The organism is Kordia periserrulae (assembly GCF_003054265.1).
GTDB lineage: Bacteria > Bacteroidota > Bacteroidia > Flavobacteriales > Flavobacteriaceae > Kordia > Kordia periserrulae.
The window spans coordinates 1-1206 of record NZ_QBKT01000033.1; the positions used below are offsets into that span (position 1 = coordinate 1).

Sequence of the window (1206 nt, forward strand, 5' to 3'; positions counted from 1 at the left end):
TCTACAGGATAGTTCTCAAAAACAATCAAACTGTCAAAGAGTGCTTCACTTACGCCCATTGCCTCTTGTATCATACTCAGCGATACATGACTGTACTGTTCTCTTCCTTTGGAATGTCCGGCTTGTAAGTCGCTTAGCCAATCGCCTAAGTCTCTATCGCGAGCTACCTCGATACTTACAGGCAAGGTGTTGATGTATAAGCCAACCTCTTGCTCTACCGATCCTACTGACCAATCTCTTCCCGATACTGTTGCGCCAAAGACAATCTTCTCGGCTCCTGTATAGCTATGAAGTAAGTAACTCCATGCACCTTGAACCAAGGTATTCATCGTAAGTCCTTTTGACTTGCTGTAATCCACCAGTAGCCTTGTGTGGCTATGGTCTAATTCAAAGCTTACATGACTGTCTCCAAAGACACTGTTGCGTAAACTCGTATCTTGTAAAAACGGTAAGTACACGCCGCCTTCGATGCCTTTTAGGTAGTCTTGCCAGTAGTCAATCCCTTCGCCTGAACGGTCGCGATTGTATAAGTCTCGTACATATCTGCCATAGTCACTCACATAGCATTGAGCTATCTCCTCACCTTCTAGTGCCGCATCGTAGCCTTGAATAAATTCATTCATCAGTATCGATAGCGACCAACCATCCCATAAGATATGATGATTATACAGATACAAACGGGTAATTCCGCCTGGCAAATCATACAACTCAAAGCTAAATAACGGAGCCTGCTGCATATCAAAACTCACTAGCTTCTTATTCTCAAAGTACTCTTCCAGCCATCTGCTGTCCTTGTCGGTATAATCATAACGGGTAATTGGTAAGTCCACCTTTTTGTATACACATTGTACTGCATCTCCCAACCCTTCTGAGTAGATTCCTGTACGCAGGATGCCATGACGTGCTACAATGGAGTCCCAAACCTTGACAAATACCTCATAGTTGATGCCGCCGTTAAAGTCACATACAAACTCACTCACATACGAGCCGCTGCCTTCACCTCCATATAAGCTATGGAATAACATTCCTTCTTGTAAGGGACTCAGGCGGTATATGGATGCTATGCCTCCGTATTGCTGCTCACAGTCCCTGATAAAGCTATCTAATGTCGCATTGCCTACACTAGAGGATAATCCGCAATCACTACAACTCAGTACGCGTTCTTTAGACGCCTTACAGTGCGTTATAACAGCTTCTAGTTCTGAC

General features: G+C 44.3%; 1 protein-coding gene. It reads right to left on the bottom strand.

The window, feature by feature from the left end; all coding sequences use genetic code 11:
• On the bottom strand, positions 1–1025 hold a 1025-nt coding region (locus tag C8N46_RS20060; RefSeq protein WP_245896976.1), incomplete at its 3' end, for a condensation domain-containing protein.
• Positions 1026–1206 lie beyond the last annotated feature (181 nt).